The organism is Sporosarcina aquimarina (assembly GCF_023715615.1).
GTDB lineage: Bacteria > Bacillota > Bacilli > Bacillales_A > Planococcaceae > Sporosarcina > Sporosarcina aquimarina_A.
Window position 1 is genome coordinate 952341 of sequence record NZ_JAMBOM010000001.1, and the last position, 17882, is coordinate 970222.

Here is a 17882-nt window from a genome sequence, read left to right on the forward strand (position 1 = left end):
TCATGAAAAAAGCTGAGGAACTTTCGAACAAAGTATCTAGTGTCAAAACTTTTAAAAAGTACGGCCGTGTGGCAAGAGTTGTCGGATTAATGATTGAGTCTAAAGGTCCGGAAAGTTCAATCGGTGACTTATGCATCATCCACTTAAATCCTACAAGTACATCAGAATCGAAAATTTTAGCGGAAGTTGTTGGTTTCCGTGAAGAAATAGTCATGCTGATGCCTTTTACAAATGTAACAGAGATTTCGAGTGGCTGCTTAGTGGAAGGAACAGGTAAGCCACTTGAAGTGAAGGTCGGCATGAATTTGATCGGTAAAGTCCTAGATTCGATGGGGAACCCGATTGATCAAACTGCACTGCCAAAAGGACTTGCAACCGTTCGTACTGAGCAAAACCCTCCCAACGTGTTAACTCGCCCGACCATTAATGATAAATTAGCGGTCGGCGTTAAAGCGATTGATGGAATGTTGACAGTAGGTAGTGGGCAGCGAGTAGGCATCTTTGCTGGCTCAGGGGTTGGTAAAAGTACACTTCTCGGTATGATTGCACGAAATACTACAGCCGATTTAAACGTCATTGCACTTATCGGTGAGCGTGGTAGAGAGGTTCGTGAATTTATCGATAGAGATTTAGGTCCTGAAGGGTTGAGTCGGACGATAGTGGTTGCTGCGACTTCTGACCAACCTGCACTCATGAGGATAAAGGGTGCATTTACTGCGACAGCTATCGCTGAATATTTTAGAAATAAAGGCATGAACGTCATGCTAATGATGGACTCCGTAACACGGGTTGCCATGGCGCAACGAGAGATTGGACTTGCTGTTGGAGAACCGCCTGCTACACGAGGATACACACCTTCCGTTTTTGCAATTTTACCTAAGCTGCTTGAACGAAGTGGCACAAACGAATTCGGTGCAATAACTGCATTCTATACAGTATTGGTGGATGGGGATGATATGAACGAGCCAATCGCAGATGCCGTCCGAGGAATCTTGGATGGACACATCGTATTAGATAGAACGCTTGCGAACAAAGGCCAATATCCTGCTATAAACGTATTGAAGAGTGTCAGTCGACTCATGAATCACATTGCTGATCCAGAGCATGTAAAAGCTGCGGAGAAACTACGTGAATTGTACTATACGTATGATAAGTCAGAAGATCTTATCAATATTGGTGCATACAAAAGAGGGACTTCTAAAGAGATCGATCAAGCGATAGAATACGAACCGCTCATTACAAAATTTCTGAAACAAGGGTACAAAGACAACATTTCGATGGAAGAAAGTATTGAAGAGCTGATTGCGCTCGCTACTGGGGGCGGTCATACGTGAAATCCTATCACTATCGATTCGAGAAAGTCTTAACGTATCGGGAACAGGAAAAAAATGAGACGGAGTCTGCATATAAGGAATCCATTGAATCATTTGAAACGATTGCTACTGAACTTTACGATCTTTTGAAAAAGAAAGAGAATGTTTTAGTGGAGCAACAAGAAAAGATGACAAAAGGGTTTGCAGTGAATGAAATTCATCACTATGCCAGATTCATCGATAGTCTAGAAATGAAAATTAACTCTGTGCAAAAAAAAGTCATTCAAGCACGAAATAAGATGAACTGGTACGAAGAACGTTTACTCGAAAAAACGATTGAAGTGAAGAAATACGAAAAGATGCGGGAAAAAGATCGAGAAGCTTTTCAAGATGAGATGGAACATAAAGAAGCAGAACGATTGGATGAGCTATCGACACTGAAATTCCGCAAAAATGAAAATGGGTGGTAAGCCGGTGAAACGAAAAAAGAATAAGACCCCAGACTCGTTTAAAGAAGAGCATAAGGCAGGTAGTTTCTTGCAAATGTTGCTTGCGTGGTTTGTGATTCCGCTTATTTTTGCAATTGCTGTTCTGCTCATTATTGCAAAAGTTGCAGATGTAAATGTAGTTGAAAAAGCAAAGGAATGGACAGCTTCTGTGCCTATGCTTGAACAGAAAAAACAAGACTCTTCAACAAAAAAAGACAAAAAAATATTAGAAGAGCGTGTCGTTGCTATGAAAGAAGAATTAAAACAAAAAGAACAACAACTTTTGGTTATTCAAGAAGACTTGAAAAAGTCCAACGCAAAAAACGAAGAACTTGTCTTAGCACAAGAAAAGTTACAAGCGGAAATTTTAGTTTTACAAAGAACGAATGATGACTCAAAAAAAGAAGTTGGCCAACTTGTCTCAACTTTTGAGCAAATGTCTGCGAAATCAGCTGCTCCGGTTATTACAGAGATGGAGGATGCACAGGCGCTCCAACTATTGTCCCAAATGAAAGCAAATACGCTGGCTGCTATTCTCGAAAAAATGTCTCCAGAAGATGCCGCTAAATATACTGCCCTTTTAGCAAAATGATGATATAATCATAAAGTAATAGATTTTAACTAAGGAGGTGAAAAAATGAACATAGCTTCAGTCCCTTTATCAAAGATATCATCATCTGCTGGTGGTGGGAATGTGATTCGATCCTCTGGGAATTCTAGTGGAATATTCGGTTCAGTTCTCGCAGGAATGGCGAAAAATGTTGAAACATCGAAAACTTCTCCTTCAAGTGATCAGATAGGCTCTTTAACTGAAACAATAACCAATATCTTTTCTGCAACAAATGTCGAAGACCTTGCTGCAGCGCTTGAAGAACTTACTGACATTCCACAAGAAGATATCTTAAATGGTCTTGGTAAATTGGGACAAGCCAGTCCGCTTGAAGAATGGGCTAAGGCTTTAGAAATTGACCCTACAGAGCTAATGGAAACAATCAGTTCAATGTTAGAAGAAGCAGGCGTTTCGAAAGAAGAATTAGCGGAGGTTATGTATTCTAACGATCTCTGGACTCTTTTAAATGTCGCAAACGCACATGCATCAAAACTATCTAGTTCACTAGATAGTATGCTGAATAGCAAGGATCAATCTGTTCAACAACAAGCGACAATCGTTTTAGCTTTACTAAAAACTGTTGAAACTGTACTTCCGACAAAAGACTTGCTCGGATGGCAACAAGCTAGTTTAGTGCAGTTGAGTGGACAGTTGAAAGGTATTCATGACAGTGAAGCTAATCCAAATGCGATTGTTAAGAGAAATGAGACTCAAGTTCAAACAGCTTTTGTGAATACGATGGTAAATGTGACAAAGAGTAGTCAAGAACAGACATCTAATGAAGGAAAAAGCGAGCAAAATCATTCACAACTTCTTCAAAATACAGGCGTTCAGCCGATAGTATCTAGGAATGTTTTTTCATTAGATACTCCAGAAACGCGACCAGCTAGTCAATCTGAAGCATTGCTTGCAAAATTACAAGGACTTTTTAAACAAACGAACTTTGGTCAACAAGGGGGCACAAATCGTTTGTTAGTCAAGCTGAATCCAGAACAACTCGGTCAAATTCGTATAGAGCTCATTCAAATGAATGGTGTTATGACTGCGAGAATCCTTGCTTCGACAGCGCTTGGAAAAGAGATGCTCGATAGCCAACTACATCAGTTGAGACAGTCATTCAACCAGCAAAACATTCAAGTAGATCGGATTGATGTAACGCAAGCTGTACAAGATCCCGCGCGTAATGATCGCAGCCAGAACTTTAACCATCAACAGTTTAAAGGAAATGATGAACAGCAAGAGTCTCAAGAGCATGATCATGATGAACAGCAATCATTCCAAGAATTTTTGCTCGATGTGGAGGTGTAACAAATGGTAGATGGACAACAACCAATAACGGATTCCATGTATCTTGTGAATAAGAAGAGGGATGAACGGAAGACTGGGCAAGGAACTTTAGGAAAAGACGATTTTATGAAGCTACTGATTGCGCAGTTGCAAAACCAAGATCCTACGAACCCGATGAAAGATAATGAGTTCATTGCACAAATGGCGCAATTTTCGGCACTAGAACAAACAATGAATCTCACGAAAGCTTTTGAGAAGTTTGCAGAATCGCAAAACCAAAGCCAATTGATCCAGTACAATTCATTTGTTGGAAAAGAGATTAAGTGGCATAAAGTCGCTGAAGAACCTGATGAAGATGGTAAGCCTATCATTACAGAAGGCACAGGAACAATAACAGCTATTAAATATATTAATGGGTCTGTAGTATTTACAATGGATGACGGACAAGAATTGTCTCCTGGGAACATTTCAGAAGTATTATCGGGTGGAATGAATTCCAATAGTCTAGTTGAAGCCAGTATGCTGATCGGAAAAACAGTCGGTTATCTAGACGGTGAAACTGAAAAGACAGGAACTGTTACATCAGTTTCTAATAAAGATGGAAAACTATTTTATATTCTCGATAATGGAGAAAAGATCGAAGGGAACAAATTCACTTCAATTAGCAAATAACAAGTTAGAACGGAGCGTTTGTATGGAACAGTTTAACATTCAGCGTCTCCAATCGCAGCCGCATCTACGACCCGGACAATTGAAACAGTCCGTACCCAAACAGTCATTCGTCGAACAACTGAATAATGCGCTGGCTCCACAACCGCTGAAAGTCAGTAAACATGCGACAGAACGTCTAACGGAACGGAATATCACGATTTCTGAAGCCGAATGGGCTCATGTCACGGACAAAGTAAACGAGGCAAAAGCGAAAGGAATTCGCGACTCACTCGTATTGATGGACCAAGCTGCACTGATCGTCAGTGCAAAAAACTCCACAGTTATTACAGCGATGGATCGTAAGGAAGCAAAAGATCAGCTTTTTACGAACATTGATGGAACTATAGTCTTAAGTTAACAAACGAACAACTGGCAGGACCTTGTAAATTGAGGATGCCACCGCACTGCCGACCGACAGAGGCAGATGCACTCTACAATCCGAGAGGGGAAAACACATTATGTTACGCTCAATGTACTCAGGAATTTCAGGACTAAAAAACTTTCAAACGAAACTAGACGTGATTGGTAACAACATTGCAAACGTAAATACGTACGGCTTTAAAAAAGGTCGCACGATTTTTAAAGATTTATATTCTCAGACAGTAGCAGGTGCAAGTGCACCAGTTGGAAATACGCGTGGTGGGGTAAACCCTAAGCAAGTAGGTCTTGGTTCACAACTTGCGGCGATTGATACACTTCATACAGCAGGTTCTACACAATTTACAGGGAATACGTTAGATCTAGCTATTGAAGGAGATGGCTTCTTTATCGTACAAAACGGTGCAAATACGACTGATGTACAATACACTAGAGCAGGGAATTTCTATATGGATAAATCTGGTGCTTTGGTTGATGGAGATGGTAGATTTGTAATGGGATTCCAAGGTATCACTAACGATACAGCAGTTGGAACAGCAACAGGAAAGTTAACTATTCCGAGTGATGCGACAAACATGTCAATTGGACAGGATGGCACAGTGAACTATGTTCAAGGAGGAGTACTTAAGACTGCCGGGCAAATTAAAATTGCAACATTTAATAACCCGGGGGGGCTGGAGAAGGTAGGGGGTAATATGTACAAAGAATCTGCAAACTCAGGAACTGCTTTAGATGGAGCTCCATTAACTGCTGGACGTGGCACAGTCAAATCCGGCTCCCTAGAAATGTCCAATGTTGACCTTTCTGAAGAATTCACAGACATGATCGTTGCACAACGTGGATTCCAAGCGAACACACGAATCATCACAACATCCGATGAAATTCTTCAAGAACTCGTTAACTTGAAGCGATAATTAGCTTATTTCTATTGTTCTGGATTCACATTGAAATCGACATATGCTAGTTGTTTGAAGCGCAAGACGGCGACTCCGGAGGGACTAGCGAAGATCGAAGACCCTGGACTGAGCAAAGCGAAGGAAGCGGCTAAGATTGAGCCCCTCGGAAAGCGTCAGTCTGTAGCTGAAAACAACGGTCGTCAGTGGACTTCCCAGTTTCATCCGGCTACTAAACAGCCATCGCCACATAATTTGCTCGTTAAAGGAGGGTCGGGCCGGCTCTTGTGCCTGGCCCTTTACATATGATACAAGTAACACGCTTAAATGGAGCTGCATTCTATTTGAATGCACTCTACATAGAAAAAGTAGAATCGTTTCCCGATACGACAATTACGTTAACGACGGGAACGAAATACGTTGTTCTCGATCCTATTGATATCGTGAACGAACGTATCGTTACCTTCTATCAATCTGTTCAACTACTGTCGAACCCACATTTGCGAGGTGAAGAAGATGAAGAATAAAGTATTGACGATTTCTTTAATTATTTTAGTTTGTATTACTCTCGTTGGCGTTGTGGGTCTTATTCTAATGATGCAACTGAACAAAGGTGATGTTGCGGATAAAGAACCTTCCATTGATGAGATTATCGAAGCTTCCGTAGACATTCCAGAAATCACAACTAATTTGAGTGGACGTCAATTTATCCGGATTTCATTGAAAATCCAAACTAGCAATAAAAAAGCAGCAGAGGAACTAACGAAACGTGACTTCCAAGTGAATAACATCGTCATTCAAGAGCTTTCCGAAAAAACTGCTAAAGATTTTGAAGGAAAAACAGGGAAGCAAGCTTTTGAAGATGCTATAAAAGCTCAGTTGAACCCGCTCATGAAAGAAGGCAAGATTGAGAAGGTTTATATCGTTTCCTATATTATTCAGTAATGGTTCGGCCAATTAAGAGCGCAAAGGAGGTGGCCAAATGTCGGGAGATATTTTATCTCAAAATGAGATAGACGCACTACTGTCCGCCATTTCAACAGGGGAAATGACGGCGGACGAAATTAAAAAAGAAGATGAAACTAAAAAAGTAAAAGTATATGACTTCAAGCGGGCATTGCGATTTTCAAAAGACCAAATTCGTAGTTTAACGAGAATTCATGAAAACTTTGCACGATTGCTTACTACTTATTTTTCAGCTAAATTACGTACGTATATTCAAATTAATGTAGCTTCGGTTGACCAAATTCCATTTGAGGAGTTCATTCGGTCGATCCCGAACATGACGCTCCTCAATATTTTTGAAGTCCCACCACTTGAAGGGAACATCATCATGGAGGTCAATCCAAATGTCGCATATTCTATGCTGGAACGACTGATGGGTGGCTACGGTGAGAGTTCAGGGAAAATTGATAACATGACAGAGATTGAAACGAAAATCCTGACAGGGCTATTCGAGCGTTCTTTTGACAACTTACGTGAAGCTTGGTCGAATATTGCCGACATCGATCCGTTTCTTGCTGAAATGGAAGTGAATCCGCAATTTCTTCAGATGATTTCTCCGAATGAGACGGTTGTTGTCATTTCGTTCAATATTGTGATTGGCGAATCAAGCGGTATGATTAACATTTGTATTCCTCATGTTGTTCTCGAGCCAATCGTACCGAATCTTTCTGTAAGGTATTGGATGCAGACGAATAAGAAAGAACCGACACCTGAGCAAAGTATTGTGTTGGAAAAGAGAATTAAGAAAGCAGATTTACCGGTTGTTGCTAAACTTGGTGAAGGAGCTATAACAGTTGAAGACTTGTTGTATTTACAACTTGGCGATTGTATTGAACTGGATACCGCATACGACGCACCCCTCACTATAGAAGTAAGCGGCATTCCTAAATTCACCGCACAACCAGGCCATTTGAGAAATCGTATGGCTGTCCAAATACTTGATACCCTGATTGGAGGGGATGACGAAGATGATGAGTGACAATATCCTTTCACAGGAAGAAATAGAAGCTCTATTACGTGGAGAATCCATAGATACTGGAGCTGAAGCGGAGCAGGAGATGCAAGGCATTTCAACAGACGATTATCTTGATGAAATGGAGCAAGATGCTCTAGGGGAAATTGGGAATATTTCATTTGGAAGTTCAGCAACAGCGTTATCTGGTTTACTAGGTCAAAAAGTTGAAATCACGACACCAGCGATTTCTGTAATTGACAGAAACGATCTTGAAACAGAATTTGTTCATCCGTATGTCGCAGTAGGTGTTGAATATACCGTTGGACTGAGCGGTACAAATTTACTTGTCATTAAGCAAAGTGATGCAGCTATTATAGCTGATCTGATGCTGGGTGGAGATGGGCTGTCACCAAATGAAGATTTGGGTGAAATTCATCTAAGTGCTGTACAAGAAGCGATGAACCAAATGATGGGTTCTGCCGCAACTTCGATGTCGACAGTGTTCAATAAAAAAGTAGATATTTCACCTCCGACGATTGAGTTACTAGATGTCCAAAAAGATAAAGGTACAGGAAGCATTCCAAATGAGGATTTACTCATTCGAGTATCATTCAACTTAAAAGTAGGAACTCTTATTGATTCCAATATTATGCAACTGTTTCCTTTAGGTCTTGGTAAAGAGTTAGTGTCGTCCTTAGTTGGGACTTCGACGGTAGAAGCAGCGCCAACAGTTACAGAACCTGCACCTCAAGCGGCACAACAACCGGAACAGCCTCAGCAGGTTCATCAGCAACTACCGTCACAGCAAAATTCGTCACAAAGCGAACAGCAACATTTAGGCTATAGCGAACCACAGCAATTACCACCACGGCAGCAACAAAATCAGCATGCGAATGTACAACAAGCACAGTTTGCAAGTTTTGAATCACCAGCTTTGAGTCAAAACGAAGCTTCTAATTTAAACTTATTGCTAGACATTCCGTTAAAAGTTACAGTTGAATTAGGTCGCACAAAGCGATCTGTTAAGGAAATATTGGAAATGTCGAGCGGTTCTATTATTGAACTCGACAAACTTGCAGGAGAGCCTGTCGATATACTCGTGAATAACAGACACATTGCAAAAGGTGAAGTTGTTGTTATCGACGAAAACTTTGGGGTTCGGATTACGGACATCTTGAGTCAAACAGAACGGTTAAATAATTTACGATAAACCTGGAGGTCATGGAAATGTCAAAACGTATTTTAATAGTGGACGATGCAGCATTTATGCGAATGATGGTAAAAGATATATTATCAAAAAAATAATTTTGAAGTAGTTGGAGAAGCTGCAGATGGTGTCCAAGCAGTCGAAAAATATTTCGAATTAAAACCAGACCTGGTAACAATGGACATCACAATGCCGGAAATGGACGGAATCGCAGCGCTGAAAGCAATCAAAGAAAAAGATCCGAATGCGACAATTATTATGTGTTCAGCAATGGGGCAACAAGCAATGGTAATTGACGCAATTCAAGCAGGTGCAAAAGACTTTATTGTGAAGCCATTCCAGGCAGACCGGGTTGTTGAAGCAATTGAAAAAGCACTTAGCTAAGTTTCGAACTTTTTCAATCATCAGTATGCTGTTGCTTGTTACACTTTGCATAGTTTTAAATGCGACTCCTTTGACTGTCCAGGCAGAAACAGATTCATCGGTAACAGATTATCTAAACAAAAATAATCAAAAAGATGGATCACCTGCTAAAGCGAACAAGGCAACAGAGGAAGCAGATTCGAATCCAACTGTTGGTTTAACTGCATGGGACTATATGAAAACACTTTTAGCGCTTGCTTTTGTCATAGCCTTGATCTATGGCATGGTTAAGTTCATCAATACACGAAATCGAGTGACTCAACACGGCAAACTTATGCAAAATATGGGTGGTCTTTCACTCGGACAGCAAAAATCAATTCAGTTGGTTAAAATAGGTGAGCAGTATTACTTGATTGGTGTTGGTGAAGACGTTCGATTGCTAAAAGAACTCTCTAACCCTGAGGAAATTGCCCAACTAGCCGCCTATTATACTGAAGAGGATCAGGCACTTCAACAAAGTCTTCTCATTAAACTCGTGAATGGATTTAAAACTAGAAAAACTAATCCCTATCAGAAACAAGAAGAACCAAACGATTTCGGAAAACTGTTTAAGCATAAGCTGTCCGAAGTCGAGAACGAGAGGAAACGGCAGCTTAATCAGCTGACGGAGAAGGAGCGCAATCGGAATGAATGACTTTATGCAATTTTTTTCGGATAGTGATCCGGGTGCAGTATCGACATCCGTAAAGATGCTTCTTCTATTGACCGTTCTATCCTTAGCTCCAGCGATTCTGATCCTGATGACATCGTTCGCCAGGATCATTATTGTTTTATCGTTTGTACGTTCGGCGTTGGCAACCCAACAAATGCCACCCAACCAAGTTCTTATTGGACTAGCTCTGTTTTTAACTTTTTTCATTATGGCACCCACTTTTCAACAAGTGAACGACGAAGCTTTGAAACCGTTGTTTGCAGAAGAAATAACATTAGACGATGCCTATGAAAAAGCTAGTGTTCCTTTTAAAGAGTTTATGGGTAAACATACACGACAAAAAGACTTGGAGTTATTTTTAAGATATAACAACGCAGATCGACCTGAAACGATGGAGGATATTCCGTTAACAATGATGGTTCCTGCTTTTGCACTAAGCGAAATAAAGACAGCCTTCCAGATGGGATTCATGATCTTTATTCCATTTCTTGTCATTGATATGATTGTAGCTAGTATCCTAATGTCGATGGGTATGATGATGCTACCACCGGTAATGATTTCATTGCCTTTTAAAATTTTGTTATTCGTACTAGTTGACGGCTGGTATTTGATCGTTAAATCACTGCTGCAAAGCTTTTAGGAGGGGTTCATATTGACAGGTGAAATGATCATTGCTGTCGCCGAGAGATCGGTGTGGGTGATTTTAATGACAGCAGGGCCCCTGCTAATTGTTGCATTAGTGACCGGGTTAGCGGTCAGTATTTTTCAAGCAACTACTCAAATCCAAGAACAAACACTCGCATTTGTTCCTAAGATTGTTGCTGTACTCGTCGCTCTAGTCTTTTTTGGACCTTGGATGTTGTCCAAAGTGACAGCTTATGCGGCTGATATTTTTGATAATTTATCCAGGTATATAGGGTAGCTCCAATGGAAGCATTCATGCCATTCGTTGCAACCTATTTATTAGTTTTGACCCGGATTTCCGCATTTTTTGTTACACTACCGTTGTTTTCATACAAAGCGATACCGCCCGTAATGAGAATCGTATTTGCTGCTCTACTTGCATGGATGCTTGTATTTACTCTGAACGTACCGGACCTTGAAATTAATGCTGCTTATATTATGCTCGTTCTTAAAGAAGCATTAGTCGGATTAACGATAGGTATTATCGCATTTATCGTAATGGCAGCGATTCAAGTTGCAGGAGGACTCATTGACTTCCAAATGGGTTTCGCAATTGCTAACGTAATTGACCCTCAAACTGGTACGCAATCCCCTTTGATGGGCCAATTTTTCAACTCACTCGCGTTGCTATTACTACTCGCAGTAAATGGACATCATGTTTTGCTAGATGGGGTGTTTTATAGTTATCAGTTCCTTCCAATCGACCAATTATGGCCCTCATTTGGAAGTGAACAAGTTGCGGAGCACGTTTTAAAAACAATGGCAGCTGTGTTTGGGATTTCCTTTCAAATGGCGATACCCATTGTAGCCACTTTGTTTCTTGTCGATTTAGCTCTTGGTATTACTGCACGCACAGTCCCACAGCTCAACATTTTCGTAATTGGTTTTCCGATTAAGATTGGGGTAGGATTTCTGGTCCTCTTCATCATGGGGGCCGTCATTGTAGCGATGATGCAAAAGATATTTGAAGTGATGGCGGTAAGTATGAGGGACTTAATGGTGCTGTTAGGAGGAGGATAAGTACATGTTGCGCTTGGATCTTCAATTTTTTGCGGGAGAAAAAACAGAAAAAGCGACACCGAAAAAAAGGGAAGATTCTCGAAAAAAAGGTCAAGTCTTAAAGAGTCAAGATGTGACTAGCGCAATTGTGCTACTTTCAGTATTCCTCTTTTTATTTTTTGCTGCAGGATTCATGAAAGATCGTTTTTATAAGTTTTTCAAAGAAACATTTCATACATACATAACGATGGAAAAGTTAGACATTGATCAGACCATGATAATCTACATGGAAGTTATTAAAGAAATGGCATTCATTATGTTGCCAGTCATGCTAGTTGCGATGGTGGCGGCAATCGCGGGTAATTTGATACAGTTTGGTTTGCTATTCACAGGAGAACCGTTAAAATTCGATTTGAAAAAAATTGATCCGATTAAAGGGCTTAAACGGATTTTTTCTATCAAGGCAATTGTCGAGTTACTTAAATCCATGTTAAAGATTTCATTTATCGGTGGTGTTACCTCAATAATTCTTTATTTAAACATTGATAAAGTATTGAATTTAGCTTTTAAAACGCCGTCAGCTGTCATGAAAACAGTCGGTGAATTGGTTGCTTTGATGGGAATAACTGCTTCATTTGTCTTATTGTTTATTTCCATCCTCGATTTTCTTTACCAGAAGTTTGACTATGAAAAAAACTTGAAAATGTCGAAACAAGACATTAAAGATGAATATAAAAATTCAGAAGGCGATCCGTTAATAAAATCTAAGATTAAACAGCGACAACGTGAAATGGCAATGCGCAGAATGATGCAAGAAGTCCCACAAGCTGACGTGGTCATTACGAATCCAACGCATTATGCAATCGCAATCAAGTATACAGACGGGGAAATGGATGCGCCTGTAGTTGTTGCTAAAGGTGTCGACTTCATAGCTCAAAAGATTAAGCTCATAGCGAAAGAGAACGAAATTGTGACTGTCGAAAATCGACCGCTTGCTCGTGCTCTTTACTCAGATACAGAGATTGGGGATCGAATTCCTGATCAATTTTTTAAGGCAGTGGCTGAAGTACTGGCGTACGTGTACCGGATTCAGCGTAAAATTTAAATGAACAACAGAAAGTGGGGATGACATGCAGTTTAAAGATATCGGTGTACTCGCATCCGTAATTATGATTGTTGCGATGCTAGTCATTCCGTTGCCTCACTGGTTGCTCAGTTTCCTGATTATCATTAATATCACACTTGCGCTATTAGTTCTTCTTACAGCTATGAACATGCAAGAAGCCTTGCAGTTTTCAATCTTTCCTTCATTGCTCCTCTTGCTGACACTCTTTCGGCTTGGGCTTAACGTATCAACTACTCGTGCGATTTTGAGTGATGGAAGCGCAGGGGGCGTCGTAGACACATTTGGTTCATTCGTAACCGGAGGTAACGTAATTGTAGGACTTGTCGTGTTCGTGATTTTGATCATTATTCAATTTATCGTTATTACTAAAGGATCTGAGCGTGTTTCGGAAGTTGCCGCTCGATTCACACTGGATGCAATGCCAGGTAAGCAAATGAGTATTGACGCAGATTTGAACGCAGGCATGATTTCTGACACACAAGCTCGAGAGCGACGTGAAAAAGTCAGTAATGAAGCGGACTTTTATGGAGCAATGGATGGTGCGACAAAGTTCGTTAAAGGAGACGCAATTGCAGGGATTATCATTGTTATGATTAACTTGCTTGTTGGGATGGTTATCGGAGTTGTCCAATTAGGACTTCCATTTGCAGAAGCAGCAACACAGTTTTCAAAACTGACGGTAGGTGATGGAATTGTTTCCCAAATTCCAGCCTTGCTCATTTCTACTGCAACCGGAATTGTGGTTACCCGAGCTGCTTCAGAAGGCAACTTAGGAACAGATATTACGAGTCAATTACTGGGTCAACCTAAGTTATTATACGTTGCAGCTGCAACGATTCTTTTGTTAGGACTTGCAACGCCTATCAATGATATTCTAACTATTCCTGTTGCAATTGCTCTTGCGGTTAGTGCATTTATGATGTCACGACCTAAAGACGAAGACCCGGATGAATTATTGGAACTTGAAGAAAGCGAACAAACTGAAGGTCTGAAGAGTCCGGAAAACGTTGTAAACCTATTGAATGTGGACCCAGTGGAGTTTGAATTCGGTTATGGGCTGATCCCCCTTGTTGATGCTTCACAAGGTGGGGACTTGCTCGATCGTGTTGTTATGATAAGAAGACAGCTTGCCCTAGAACTTGGTCTTGTCATTCCTGTTGTGCGGATTCGTGATAACATTCAGCTTCAGCCGAATGAGTATCGGATAAAAATTAAAGGTAGTGAAATGGCAAGAGGAGAACTGTTACTTGATCACTATTTAGCAATGAGTCCTGGCGGCGATGATTCAATCGCAGGAATAGATACTGTAGAACCATCTTTCGGTCTTCCAGCAAAATGGATTACTGAAGAGGTAAAAGAGGATGCGGAAATCTTAGGATATACCGTAGTAGATCCTCCAAGTGTCGTTTCAACACACTTGACAGAAATTATTCGTGCAAATGCATCAGATTTGATTGGTCGTCAAGAAACGAAGCAACTGATCGATCATGTGCATGAGTCGTACCCGATACTTGTGGATGAACTTACACCAACACCGCTATCTGTGGGTGAGATTCAAAAAGTGTTGGCGAAATTGTTAAGTGAGCATGTTTCAATCCGAAACTTGCCAATTATTTTTGAAACGCTAGCAGATTCCTCCAAGTATACATCGGACGTAGATTTGCTGACGGAGTATGCTAGACAGTCACTCGCACGTCAAATTACTGAACAATATACGCCTCAAGGACAAGCATTAAAAGTTATGACTGTCTCTGGAAAAGTAGAAAAACTGATTGCAGATAGCGTCCAACAAACTGAACAAGGGAACTACTTAACGATTGACCCGCAAAACTCTCAGGCAATCTTAGAGTCGATTGCTAGTGAAGTCGAACGCGTTGCATTACTTGACCAATCGCCTGTCATTCTTTGTTCACCAGCAGTCAGAATGTACCTGAGACAAATTACAGAACGCTATTTCCCGCAAATCCCAATCTTGTCATATAATGAGTTGGAAGCTTCTGTGGAAGTACAGAGTGTAGGGGTGGTGGATGTCGCATGAAAATGAAAAAGTATACAGCAGATACTATGGTCCAAGCGATGGAGAAAATCCGTCAAGACTTTGGTGACGACTCCGTTATTCTGAGTTCAACCATAGTCCAAACTAAAGGATTTTTAGGACTTTTTAAAAAGAAAAGTGTAGAAGTCGTTGCAGGATACGATGAGCCAATCGTCGGGAGAGAAAAAAAAGGTTCATCATTCTCTTCACAACTGAAATCTGAAACAACACAAGACGACGTGATTCATGATTTGAAAAAAGAAATGAATGAAATGAAACAACTTCTTAAGACGAATCATGCTCCACTTGAATTTAACCAATATCCTGAAGAAATGCAGCCATTGTTGACGAGATTGCGCGCACAAGAGCTAAATATAAGAACAATCCATAAAATTTCTAGCGAGATCTTTGCTCGTATGAAAGCTGAAAAAGTTGATTTTACAATTGATGAACAGAAAAAAATTGCTCGTGAAATTTTGAACGAAGAGCTTGCTGACTTGCCGTTCGGTGGTGTTCATTTTAAAAAGAAATATGTGAACGTACTCGGGCCGACAGGAGTCGGAAAAACTACGACAATCGCCAAAATTGCAGCGCGTTCACTCATTGAGAATAAACGCAAAGTAGGGTTTGTAACTACAGACACGTATAGAATTGCTGCAATTGAACAATTACGAACTTATGCAAATCTACTTCAATCACCAGTTGAAGTAGCTTACAATGATGCGGACTTTAAAACGGCATTAGAGAAGCTTTCTTCAAAAGATGTTGTGTTCATAGACACAGCAGGTCGGAATTATAAAGAGAAAAAGTTTGTAGATGATTTAAAACAACTTATCGATTTTGAATTGGAAATGGAATCTTATTTAGTTCTTTCTACTACAACGAAAGAGTCAGATATGCGGTCAATCGTCGACCAATTTTTGGAATTTCCAATCTCTCGATTCATCTTTACAAAATTGGATGAAACCGAAACCGTCGGACCTATTCTCAATTTATTGCTAGATTATAATATGGGAATTGCCTATGTAACAGATGGTCAAGAAGTGCCGGAAGATCTTGAAGAAGCCTCTGTTGAAAAGCTACTAACTCTCTTACTTGAGGAGGGGGCACATGCGTGATCAGGCAGAAGCGCTTCGACTGAAGATGATGAAAGCTGAAGGAACGGCAGCCCGTTCCATTGCTGTGATTAGTGGTAAAGGTGGAGTTGGAAAAACGAATTTCACAACTAATTTTGCTAGTAGCTTACAATCTCAAGGAAAGCGCGTCATCATTGTAGACATGGACATTGGAATGGGGAATGTCCACATCTTACTCGGTGCTTCAGCTCAATATGGTTTGAAGGAATATCTCACGGGTGATCGTACTTTGGTAGAGGTCATTGCTGAAAGTGCAGATGGATTAAGTTTTATTTCTGGAGGATCTGGCCTGGAAACTGTATTAGAATGGACGGAAAGTCGCTTTGAACGGCTAATTGAAGCCTTTGAAACCCTACAACAGCAGTACGATTTTATAGTGTTCGATATGGGTGCAGGAGCTTCGGAAAGTTCCATCGAGCTGATTGTTGCGGTAGATGAAATCATTGTAATTGCGACATCCGAACCGACATCCATTACAGATGCCTATTCCATGATGAAATTTATTTGTCTAAGAGATTCTGAAAAAAAGTTCTTCATTGTAAATAATCGTGTACAGCCGAAAGAAGATGGAAATGAAGCGGTAACTCGTTTGCAGTTTGCTATGAGGAAGTTTTTGAATAAAGAAACGACATTGTTAGGGGCACTCCCTGAAGATGCTGCCGTCCATAAATCGGTTGTTGCACAGCAACCTTTCGTAAAACTTTACCCGAATGCAACGATTTCTCGAAGAATGAATGCAATTGCTACTAACTATATTTCATCAGGAACCGATATAGATAGTAAAGAGGGCAGTACGTTTCTTGGACAACTCAAAAAAATATTTGCGAGGGGACGTGGATGACTGTGGATACGAACGTTTCCAAGAGAGTACTGATTGCAGATGACTCTGCATTTATGCGCAAACTAATATCTGAAATTATCTCATCCCACCCCTCCCTTGAAGTGGTTGGTACGGCAAGAAACGGACAAGAAGCAGTCGATAAGGCACGTCTGTTAAAGCCGGATGTGATGACGCTAGATATTGAAATGCCAGTCCTTGATGGCTTAGGTGCTCTCCAGCAAATCATGAAGGAGAACCCATTGCCAGTTGTCATGTTATCTAGTACGACGAAGGAAGGCGCCGAAAATACGATTCGTGCTATGGAATATGGGGCAGTAGACTTTATCACAAAGCCTGGAGGCGCAATTTCACTTAATTTACGTGATAGTGAAAAGATTATTATAGAAAAAGTGTTGGATGCATCACAAATCGATATGGTTAAAATCTTACCCCGCAGAGCGAATGCAACACCATCTATCCCTACAGTAGCAACGACTGGAACAAATTTGACGATTACTCCAAAACGCTCATTTTTTTCTACTACTGAAGGAGGACTCCCACGCTCTGCGGTAAAGCAATTTATGATTATAGGTACATCGACAGGGGGTCCAAGAGCCCTTCAACAAGTGCTCGTCACACTTCCTGAAAATATAGGAGTCCCTATTTTAATTGTCCAACACATGCCAGCAGGATTTACGAAATCACTTGCAGACCGCTTAAACAGCTTGTGTAATATTTCAGTGAAAGAAGCTGAAAATGGAGAGCTTATTGAGAAAAACACAGCCTATATTGCACCAGGTGGCAAGCATATGAAAGTAGCACGCGTAGGAGTTAGCTTTGCCATTCGGCTGGATGAACAAGATCCACCTCGGATGGGGCATCGGCCAGCTGTCGACGTCTTACTGGAATCAGTTTCAGAGCTATCGGAACTACAGTTTGTCACTGCAATTATGACAGGAATGGGCCATGACGGTCTTCAAGGGATGAAAGTACTAAAAAAGCATTGCACGACATTTACGATTGCTGAGTCTGAAGAAACTGCTGTGGTCTATGGCATGCCAAGAGCCATACAAGAAGCAGGGCTTGCAGACCTGTCAGCAAATGTACAAGATATCGGTAAGTTACTTACAGAGCATGTAAAGTCTTAAGGAGGCATTTTG

Annotated in this window: 20 protein-coding genes and 1 pseudogene; all 21 read left to right on the plus strand. The window is 40.8% G+C overall.

Features of this window, described 5'->3' with window-relative positions; genetic code table 11:
* The first annotated feature begins 2 nt into the window (after window positions 1-2).
* On the plus strand, window positions 3-1334 hold the full coding sequence (gene fliI / locus M3197_RS04375; RefSeq protein ID WP_251658926.1) for a flagellar protein export ATPase FliI: 1332 nt from the start codon (window positions 3-5) through the stop codon (window positions 1332-1334).
* Window positions 1331-1783, plus strand: coding sequence for a flagellar export protein FliJ (gene fliJ, locus M3197_RS04380; protein ID WP_251658928.1), 453 nt, complete (start codon window positions 1331-1333; stop codon window positions 1781-1783). The genes fliI and fliJ overlap by 4 nt, the downstream gene beginning before the upstream one ends.
* 4 nt (window positions 1784-1787) lie before the next feature.
* Window positions 1788-2393 carry a MotE family protein gene (locus M3197_RS04385; protein ID WP_251658930.1) on the plus strand — a complete coding sequence of 202 codons (606 nt, stop codon included), beginning with the start codon at window positions 1788-1790 and terminating at the stop codon, window positions 2391-2393.
* 45 nt (window positions 2394-2438) lie between these two features.
* A complete protein-coding gene (locus tag M3197_RS04390; protein WP_251658933.1) occupies window positions 2439-3719 on the plus strand; it encodes a flagellar hook-length control protein FliK in 1281 nt (426 codons plus the stop codon).
* Window positions 3720-3722: 3 nt separating this feature from the next.
* Entirely contained in the window at window positions 3723-4370 is a 648-nt protein-coding gene (flgD, locus tag M3197_RS04395; protein ID WP_251658936.1) for a flagellar hook assembly protein FlgD, read from the plus strand.
* Between the two features lie 22 nt (window positions 4371-4392).
* Window positions 4393-4767, plus strand: a complete 375-nt coding sequence (locus tag M3197_RS04400) for a TIGR02530 family flagellar biosynthesis protein (protein WP_251658938.1) — start codon at window positions 4393-4395, stop codon at window positions 4765-4767.
* 100 nt (window positions 4768-4867) lie between these two features.
* Window positions 4868-5701, plus strand: coding sequence for a flagellar basal body rod protein FlgG (gene flgG / locus M3197_RS04405; RefSeq protein ID WP_251658940.1), 834 nt, complete (start codon window positions 4868-4870; stop codon window positions 5699-5701).
* A 284-nt stretch (window positions 5702-5985) separates the two neighbouring features.
* Window positions 5986-6207 (plus strand): flagellar FlbD family protein, encoded by a 222-nt coding sequence (locus M3197_RS04410; protein WP_251658942.1) that lies wholly within the window; start codon window positions 5986-5988, stop codon window positions 6205-6207.
* Complete coding sequence (fliL, locus tag M3197_RS04415) at window positions 6197-6625, plus strand: flagellar basal body-associated protein FliL (protein WP_251658944.1); 429 nt, start codon at window positions 6197-6199, stop codon at window positions 6623-6625. Before M3197_RS04410 ends, fliL begins: the two co-directional genes overlap by 11 nt.
* A gap of 37 nt (window positions 6626-6662) precedes the next feature.
* Window positions 6663-7664 carry a flagellar motor switch protein FliM gene (gene fliM / locus M3197_RS04420; RefSeq protein ID WP_251658946.1) on the plus strand — a complete coding sequence of 334 codons (1002 nt, stop codon included), beginning with the start codon at window positions 6663-6665 and terminating at the stop codon, window positions 7662-7664.
* A complete protein-coding gene (gene fliY, locus M3197_RS04425) occupies window positions 7657-8850 on the plus strand; it encodes a flagellar motor switch phosphatase FliY (protein ID WP_251660091.1) in 1194 nt (397 codons plus the stop codon). Before fliM ends, fliY begins: the two co-directional genes overlap by 8 nt.
* Before the next feature lie 17 nt (window positions 8851-8867).
* Window positions 8868-9231: pseudogene (locus M3197_RS04430) on the plus strand (response regulator).
* A complete protein-coding gene (locus M3197_RS04435; RefSeq protein WP_251658948.1) occupies window positions 9203-9904 on the plus strand; it encodes a flagellar biosynthetic protein FliO in 702 nt (233 codons plus the stop codon). The pseudogene M3197_RS04430 and the gene M3197_RS04435 overlap by 29 nt, the downstream one beginning before the upstream one ends.
* Window positions 9897-10562: a flagellar type III secretion system pore protein FliP gene (gene fliP, locus M3197_RS04440; RefSeq protein ID WP_251658950.1), complete on the plus strand. Its 666-nt coding sequence runs from the start codon at window positions 9897-9899 to the stop codon at window positions 10560-10562. The genes M3197_RS04435 and fliP overlap by 8 nt, the downstream gene beginning before the upstream one ends.
* 12 nt (window positions 10563-10574) lie before the next feature.
* Window positions 10575-10844, plus strand: coding sequence for a flagellar biosynthesis protein FliQ (fliQ, locus tag M3197_RS04445; protein ID WP_025785034.1), 270 nt, complete (start codon window positions 10575-10577; stop codon window positions 10842-10844).
* 5 nt (window positions 10845-10849) lie between these two features.
* The gene (gene fliR, locus M3197_RS04450) at window positions 10850-11626 is read left to right on the plus strand and encodes a flagellar biosynthetic protein FliR (RefSeq protein WP_251658952.1); all 777 of its coding nucleotides are present in this window, start codon (window positions 10850-10852) and stop codon (window positions 11624-11626) included.
* A gap of 4 nt (window positions 11627-11630) precedes the next feature.
* Window positions 11631-12710 carry a flagellar biosynthesis protein FlhB gene (gene flhB, locus M3197_RS04455; protein WP_251658954.1) on the plus strand — a complete coding sequence of 360 codons (1080 nt, stop codon included), beginning with the start codon at window positions 11631-11633 and terminating at the stop codon, window positions 12708-12710.
* 25 nt (window positions 12711-12735) lie between these two features.
* Window positions 12736-14769, plus strand: coding sequence for a flagellar biosynthesis protein FlhA (gene flhA / locus M3197_RS04460; RefSeq protein WP_251658956.1), 2034 nt, complete (start codon window positions 12736-12738; stop codon window positions 14767-14769).
* A complete protein-coding gene (gene flhF, locus M3197_RS04465) occupies window positions 14766-15884 on the plus strand; it encodes a flagellar biosynthesis GTPase FlhF (RefSeq protein WP_251658958.1) in 1119 nt (372 codons plus the stop codon). Before flhA ends, flhF begins: the two co-directional genes overlap by 4 nt.
* The gene (locus M3197_RS04470) at window positions 15877-16743 is read left to right on the plus strand and encodes a MinD/ParA family protein (protein ID WP_251658960.1); all 867 of its coding nucleotides are present in this window, start codon (window positions 15877-15879) and stop codon (window positions 16741-16743) included. Before flhF ends, M3197_RS04470 begins: the two co-directional genes overlap by 8 nt.
* A complete protein-coding gene (locus tag M3197_RS04475; protein ID WP_251658962.1) occupies window positions 16740-17870 on the plus strand; it encodes a protein-glutamate methylesterase/protein-glutamine glutaminase in 1131 nt (376 codons plus the stop codon). The genes M3197_RS04470 and M3197_RS04475 overlap by 4 nt, the downstream gene beginning before the upstream one ends.
* Window positions 17871-17882 lie beyond the last annotated feature (12 nt).